This is a genomic window from Inquilinus sp. Marseille-Q2685, from assembly GCF_916619195.1.
Classification (GTDB): domain Bacteria; phylum Pseudomonadota; class Alphaproteobacteria; order DSM-16000; family Inquilinaceae; genus Inquilinus.
Genome location: NZ_CAKAKL010000010.1, coordinates 168,817 through 175,618 on the forward strand (window position 1 = coordinate 168,817; position 6,802 = coordinate 175,618).

Sequence of the window (6,802 nt, forward strand, 5' to 3'; positions counted from 1 at the left end):
CAGGGTCAGGCCGCCGGCAGGGGCGGGTATCGGGGGATGTCGAGGCCGCCCGCCCGGGCCGTGGCCACCAGGCTGCGCCAGACCCCGTCGCTCAGCGGCACGCCGCCGGCGATGCGCCCGGCCCGGCGGCGCGCCTCGGGCCCGCCGGGCAGCAGCACCCCGCCGCCGGGCTCGGCCGGGCGGCAGGCCTTGAAATGGTCGATGTAGCGCGTGGTCTCGGCCGCCAGGTCTTCGGCCGAGCCGAACTGCCCGGGCGCCATGTAGATCGACAGCATGCCGTTGCAGAAGCGGCGCGGCCCCGGCCCGGCGCAGCCCGATCCGGTCAGGGCGCCGGCCACCAGCTCGCAGATCAGGGCCAAGCCCGACCCCTTGTGCTCGCCGAAGGCGCGGATGGCGCCGAGCCCGTTCTGGGCGCTGCGCACGGCGCTGCCGGGCACGGGCGGGCCGTAGAGGGTGTCGGGGTCGCGGCTCAGCCGGCCGTCGGGCTCGATCAGCGCGCCCTCGGGCAGGGGCTTGCCGCCATTGGCCGCCACCAGCACCTTGCCCTCGGCCACCAGCGAGGTGGCGAAGTCCAGGATCACCGGCGCCCGGCCGGGCACCAGGAAGCCGGCGGCGAAGGGGGCGGTGGAGAAGCGCCGCTCGACCCCGCCGAAGGGCGCCACCAGCTCGCTGCCGGCGACGTTGACGAAGTGCAGCGAGCAAAGGCCGGACTCGGCCGCCATCTCCGCCCATTCGCCGATGCGGCCGAGATGGCCGGCATGGCGCAGCCCGACCACGGCGACGCCGCCCGCCAGCGCCTTGTCGATGCCGAGGCGCACCGCCTGGGGCCCGACCGTCTGGCCGAAGCCGTAGCCGCCGTCGACCAGGGCGAAGGCTGGGGTGTCGGTGACGATTTCGGCGGTCACGTCGCGCCGCACCTCGCCCTGGGCCAGCATGGCGACGTAGCGCGGCACGCGGATGACGCCGTGGCTGTCATGGCCGGTCAAATTGGCGGCGACGAGATAGCGGGCGATGCGCCCGCTCTCGGCGGCGCTGCAGCCCTGGGCGGCGAAGATGTCCCCGACCAGCTGGGTCAGGGTGTCGTGGCGGATCAGCATCGAGGGTCCCATGAATGTCATTTCAGGCCGGTCGTCGCGATCCCCTCGATCAGCCGGCGCTGAAAGACGAGGAACAGGACGATCAGGGGGACCAGCGACAGCAGCGACATCGCCAGCATCGGGCCCCAGGCCGAGACGCCGGTCGAGGCCATGAACAGCCGCAGCCCCTGCGGCACCGTATAGGAGGCCATGTCGGTCAGATAGACCAGGGGCGTCAGGAAATCCTCATGGGTCCAGATGAAGGAGAAGACGGCGGTGGTGACCAGGGCCGGGGGCGATCGGCACCCGCTTCCACGACGTCTTCAACACGCCGCAGGGCCGCGCCGCGGTGGTGTATCGCACGCCGTTGCGCCGCGAGGCCACGCCGGAGGACGTGGCCGAGGCGGTACCTGGCCTCCGACCGCGCCTCCTTCCTGGCCGGCGAGATCCTGCAGATCAACGGCGGCATCGGGTTCTGATGCCGACGAACCCGTGATCGAGCTTTTTGCTCGCAGAGAACCGTCATTGCGAGGAGGCGAAGCCGACGAAGCAATCCAGGGGCCACGCCAAACGGCCCCTGGATTGCTTCGCTGCGCTCGCAATGACGGTTCTTTCATGTGGTTCTGAGCCCTCGCGGCGGGCTTCGCACCGCCTTGAACCAAAGGCCAATGCCGGTGCTTCCTGCTTGACCCGCCGAGTCCCGCGGCGTTCAATTCCTCACTTGCCGCCAAGACAAGGATGCCGCCGATGCGCACGGTCCTGGTCGCTGACGATCACCCGATGTTCCGCGAGGCTCTCGCCGGCACGCTGAAGTCGCTCGACGACCAGGTCGACGTGCTCGAGAGCGGCACCTTCGGCGAGGCGGTGGACCGCATCGCCTCGGTGATGGACATCGACCTGATCCTGCTCGACCTCCGCATGCCGGGGATGAACGGGGTCAAGGGCGTGCGCTCGCTGCGCACCCGGCGGCCGGACGTGCCGGTGGCGGTGATCTCGGCCCTGGCCGACAGCTTCGTCATGCGCGAATGCTTCGACGCCGGCGCGGTCGGCTACATCCCGAAGTCGCTGTCGCGCGACGCCATCGTCTCCGCCATCTCCACCATCCTCGACGGCGGCAGCTACACCCCGGGCCTCGACGCCATCGGCCCGGGCGAGCCGGAGGAGGACGAGCCGCTGGACGAGGCGGTGCGCTGCCGGTTCGAGCTGCTGACCAACCAGCAGCGCAAGGTGCTGGAGCTGATGGCCGAGGGCCTCCTGAACAAGCAGATCGCCTACGCCATCGACGTCCAGATCACCACGGTCAAGGCGCATGTCTCCAGCCTGCTGCAGAAGCTCGGCGTCTCCAGCCGCACCCAGGCGGTGATCCTGTTCCAGAAGTACCGCCGGGCTCTCTGATCGTCCCGCGACGAGGGCGTAGGTTGGGTTCGCGAAGCGAACCCAACAGCTGCTCGGGCTGCGCGATGTTGGGTTCGCAGCCGCGAACCCAACCTACGTCCAAGCGGCATCCCGGCAGTCTCACCGCCGCGCCGACGCGATCAGTGCCCGCAGCCGGGCGGGCTTGATCGGCTTGGTCAGCAGGCTCACCCCGGACAGCGCCTGCACCATCGACTGCACCTCCGGGCTGCGGTCGGCGGGGATCACCGCGGCCGGGATCTCCTCGTCGAGCGCGTGGCGCAGGGCGATGATCAGCTCGGTGCCGCGCTGCCCGGCGTCGAGGTGGTAGTCGGCCAGCACGATGTCCGGCCGGAAGCCCTCCGCCCCGATCCGCGCCTCGGCCCCGGCTTTGTCGGCCGCGGCGGCGACGCGGCAGCCCCAGCTGCGCAGCAGCCGGGTCATGCCGTCGAGGATGGCGGGGTCGTTGTCGATCACCAGCACGCGCACGCGGTCGACCGCGCCCGGCACCACCGCCGCCGCGGCCGGCCGCGGGCCCATGCAGTCCTGCGCCGGGTCGGTCAGCGGCACCACCACCGAGAAGACCGAGCCGCGGCCGACGATCGAGCGCACCTTGACCTCGGTGCCGAGCAGCCGGCTGATCCGGCGCACGATCGACAGGCCGAGGCCGTAGCCCTTCTGGCCGGGCTCGGCCTTGCCCTCCGGCCCGTCCAGCCGCCGGAACTCCTCGAAGATCTCGTCCAGCCGCTCCTGCGGGATGCCGATGCCGGTGTCGACCACCTGCAGCTCGACCGCGCCGCCGCGGCGCCGGGCGCCGAACAGGATCCGCCCGGCAGGGGTGTAGCGCACGGCGTTGGTCAGGAAGTTCTGCAGCAGGCGGCGCAGCAGCTGCGGGTCGGAGCAGACGGTGAGGGAGCAGGGCAGCAGGGTGAACCCCAGCCCCTTGCGCTGGGCCAGCGGCGCGACCTCGTCGTGCAGCGCCTCCATCAGCGGCGGCAGCGGCACGCTCTGCAGGTTGGCGCCGACCCGGCCGGCGTCGAGCTTGGAGATGTCGAGCAGGATGTTCAGCAGCTCCTCGACATTCTCCAGCGCGTGGTCGATCTTGCCCAGCAGCGCCTCGCCCTCGGCCGGCAGCGTCGTGTCCTCCAGCGTCGCCACGAACAGCCGGGCGGCGTTCAGCGGCTGCAGCAGGTCGTGGCTGGCATCGGCCAGGAACTTGGTCTTGCTGATGTTGGCGCGCTCTGCCTCGGTCTTGGCGATGCGCAGCTCGCGGGTGATGCGGCGGCGCTTCTCCACCTCCGCCGACAGCGCCTCGTTCAGCCGGGACAGGGTGGCGGTGCGCTCATGCACCCGCCGCTCCAGCTCCTCGTTCGCCGCCTCCAGGATGCGCTCGGCCCGCCGGCGCTCGGTGATGTCCTGGATCAGGGTGAAGAACCCCACCACCTCGTCGCGGTGGTTGCGGTGCGGCACATAGGTCGCGAAGCCGAAGCGCGGCTCGACTTCGGATCCCGGCAGCGGCAGGTCGAAGGTCACGGTGGCGCCGGCCAGGGCCCGCTCGATGAAGGGCTGGCGCGGGCCGTATTCGGCCTCGCCCAGCACGGCGCGCAGCGTCTGGCCCAGGATCGGGGTGCCGTTCGGCGCGTAGGCGGCGCGGTAGGCGCGGTTGACGAAGCGGTAGCGCTGGTCGCGGTCGACATAGGAGATCATGGTCGGCACCGCATTGGCGAACAGCCGGATCCGCTGCTCGCTGTCGAGGAGCGCCTCCTCCGCCATCTTCCGCTCGGTGATCTCGACATAGGAGGTGACGAAGCCGCCGTCCGGCATCGGGTCGCCCTTGACCTCGAACCAGCGGCCGTTCAGCGCCACCTCGGACGGCGGGCCCGAACCCCGGGCTGCGCCGCGGGCCGAGCCCGGGCCGATCGGCGAGGCGATGCCCAGCGCCGGCGCGCCGCGGGCGTCGTTGTACTCCTGGAACCGGCGGTAGGAGGCGCCGGCCCGGCGCAGCTCCGCCGGCAGCTCCAGCAGCTCGCCGTAGCGCCGGGTGGCGGTGACCAGGCGCTGGTCGCGGTCGAACACGGCGACGCCGATCGACATGCTCTCCAGCGTCGCCTGCAGATGGGCCGACCGCTCGGCCAGCGCCTTCTCGCGCTCCTGCCGCTCGGCGTCCTTGACGTCGGTGATGTCGGTGTAGATCGAGGCGATGCCGCCCTCGGTCGATCGCCGGTCGTTGACCTGCACCCAGCGCCCGTCGGCCAGGGCATAGACCCAGCGCTGGGCGCCGCCGTCGCGGGTCGTGGCGCGCTGCAGCCGGCGCTCCGCCATCCAGGCCTCCGGCGTCATCCCGTCCGACTGGATGATGCCGGCGTCGAGGCCCAGGCGGATCAGCGCGCCCAGCGACAGGCCGGGCCGGATGCTGTCGGTCAGCTGCGGCCAGAAGTCCAGGAAGCGGCGGTTGAACAGCACCAGCCGGTCGTCCGGGTCGAAGATGGCGAAGCCTTCGGAGATGCTGTCGATCGCGTCCTGCAGCCGGTTCTGCGCCGTGCGGCTGGCGACGATCGCCTCGCTCAGCTCCAGGTTCGACTGCTCGACCGCCTTCAGCGCGTGCTCCAGCTCGCGCGTCCGGTCGCGCACCTTCTGGTCCAGCAGGATCGCGGTCTGGAACAGCTGGTAGGCGTTGCCCTGCATGTCGAGGCTGTGCTCGACCCGCTGCATCAGCGCCCGGTTGATCTCCGACAGCTTGGCGATGTGGCGCCGCAGCTCGGCCTCCTGGCCGACCTCCGTCCGATCCTGCTGCGCCGCCTCCCGCCCCATCGCTCAGCCCGGCCCGAAGGCGATCCCGGTGAAGGTCTGGCTGACATGCATCATGCCGAACTGCTCGCCATAGGTGTTGAAGCCGACGACGTTGTTCTGGGCCATGATCTTCGAGGCCTCGGTCAGCATCTGGCGCTGCTCCATCTCGACATAGCGCAGCACGCAGTCGAAGCCGATCACGGCGTCGATGCTGCCCAATTCCGCGCGCAACTCGTCGAACAGCGAGGCCAGATTCGCGACCAGGTCGCCGCTCTTTGCGACGCTCAGGATGATTCCCTCGTCGATGGCGCAGAAGAAATGCAGGCAGCCCTGCTCGTCGACCCGCTGGATGGCGCGGACGTAGTGGCGGCCGCCGGCCTTGACCACCAGCGGGGGCGAGGCGAAGACCAGCGGCGTCAGCCCCGCCGGTTCCAGCCCGATCATCCGGGCGGATTCCTCGGCCGCCGGCTCGGCATTGATCTCCATCACCACGCGCCGCGCCGGGTCGGCCCGGGTCACCACCATCTTCTGGTCCAGCGCCTGGAAATGCTGCCGCTCGAACACCCGGAAGGCCAGGTCGGTCGACACCAGCACCAGCAGCGAGGCGCTAGAATGCACCTTGCCGTCGAGGAAGATCGCGGTCTCGCGGAAGGCCAGGTTGTCGCCGGCCGACCCGCCGACCAGCGGGATCTCGCCCAGCGCGTCGCCCAGCGCGCTGACGATGATCTCCTCATGCATCGACAGCCCGTCATTGATCAGGAGGGCGAAGGTGCGCGCCGGATCGAAGCGGTGCTGGTGGCGGGCCTGGTGCTCGGCCAGCAGCTCCTTGGCCAGCACCGCGCCGTCGGCGATCTCGAAGCTCGACATCGGCTCGATCAGCCGGACCGAGGTGGCGAAATGGTCGGCGGACAGGCTGAGGCCGGTGATCGTGCCCTGGCGGTAGCCGGCCGGGGTGATCTCCCCGGCGGTGGTGCAGCCCAGAACCCGCACCTCCGGCGCGCGGCGGCCGATCTCGGCCAGCACCGCCGGCAGGTCGTAGGTGGGCGAGCAGAACAGCAGGACCATCTCCATCCGGTCCTGGCTGATCGCCGCCAGCAGCTCCTCGACCGCGTCCTCCGTCGACGCCTTCATGCTCATTCCCCGACGGATGCCGCTTGGGGCGACGACGGCCGTCCTCTCCTTGGCTTGGCTGGCTTGGGGCATCGCTTCCTCCCGAGAAGCTTATCGGGCCCCTCTGGCGGGGACCACTGATCCAAGGTCCAATTATCGGCCCGGAATCCCGTTGTGCCAAAGTCCTATTCCGGCCGGTCTTTCTTTGCCGGTACGGTTTTCCCGAGGTTCAGGCGCCGGTGGGAACGGCCGTGGCGCGACCCGGGCACGCGCCCGCACCGGACGGCGCGACAGACAGGAGGAAGCCGATGAAGACGCGTGCCGCCGTAGCCGTCGCCGCGGGGAAGCCTCTGGAGATCATGGAGGTGGACCTGGAGGGCCCGAAGTTCGGTGAGGTTCTGGTCGAGATCAAGGCGACGGGGATCTGCCACACG

5 protein-coding genes and 1 pseudogene are annotated in these 6,802 nt (G+C 70.6%); 2 read left to right on the forward strand and 4 right to left on the reverse strand.

What is annotated here, in order from left to right; all coding sequences use genetic code 11:
- Positions 1-5: 5 nt before the first annotated feature.
- Both LG391_RS30840 and LG391_RS30845 read right to left on the reverse strand, forming a co-directional pair.
- Positions 6-1,109 carry an Ldh family oxidoreductase gene (locus tag LG391_RS30840; protein WP_304608579.1) on the reverse strand — a complete coding sequence of 368 codons (1,104 nt, stop codon included), beginning with the start codon at positions 1,107-1,109 and terminating at the stop codon, positions 6-8.
- A 5-nt stretch (positions 1,110-1,114) separates the two neighbouring features.
- Positions 1,115-1,288, reverse strand: coding sequence for a hypothetical protein (locus LG391_RS30845; protein WP_225772320.1), 174 nt, complete (start codon positions 1,286-1,288; stop codon positions 1,115-1,117).
- Positions 1,289-1,823: 535 nt separating this feature from the next.
- On the opposite strand from LG391_RS30845, the gene LG391_RS30850 reads away from it, so the two are divergent.
- Positions 1,824-2,471, forward strand: a complete 648-nt coding sequence (locus LG391_RS30850; protein WP_225772322.1) for a response regulator transcription factor — start codon at positions 1,824-1,826, stop codon at positions 2,469-2,471.
- A gap of 120 nt (positions 2,472-2,591) precedes the next feature.
- Here LG391_RS30850 and LG391_RS30855 read toward each other — a convergent pair whose 3' ends face one another.
- Together LG391_RS30855 and LG391_RS30860 are read right to left on the reverse strand one after the other, a co-directional pair.
- Complete coding sequence (locus LG391_RS30855) at positions 2,592-5,279, reverse strand: NahK/ErcS family hybrid sensor histidine kinase/response regulator (protein ID WP_225772324.1); 2,688 nt, start codon at positions 5,277-5,279, stop codon at positions 2,592-2,594.
- Positions 5,280-5,282: 3 nt separating this feature from the next.
- On the reverse strand, positions 5,283-6,389 hold the full coding sequence (locus LG391_RS30860) for an FIST N-terminal domain-containing protein (RefSeq protein ID WP_225772326.1): 1,107 nt from the start codon (positions 6,387-6,389) through the stop codon (positions 5,283-5,285).
- A gap of 287 nt (positions 6,390-6,676) precedes the next feature.
- On the opposite strand from LG391_RS30860, the pseudogene LG391_RS30865 reads away from it, so the two are divergent.
- Positions 6,677-6,802: pseudogene (locus LG391_RS30865) on the forward strand (S-(hydroxymethyl)glutathione dehydrogenase); the annotation flags it as partial.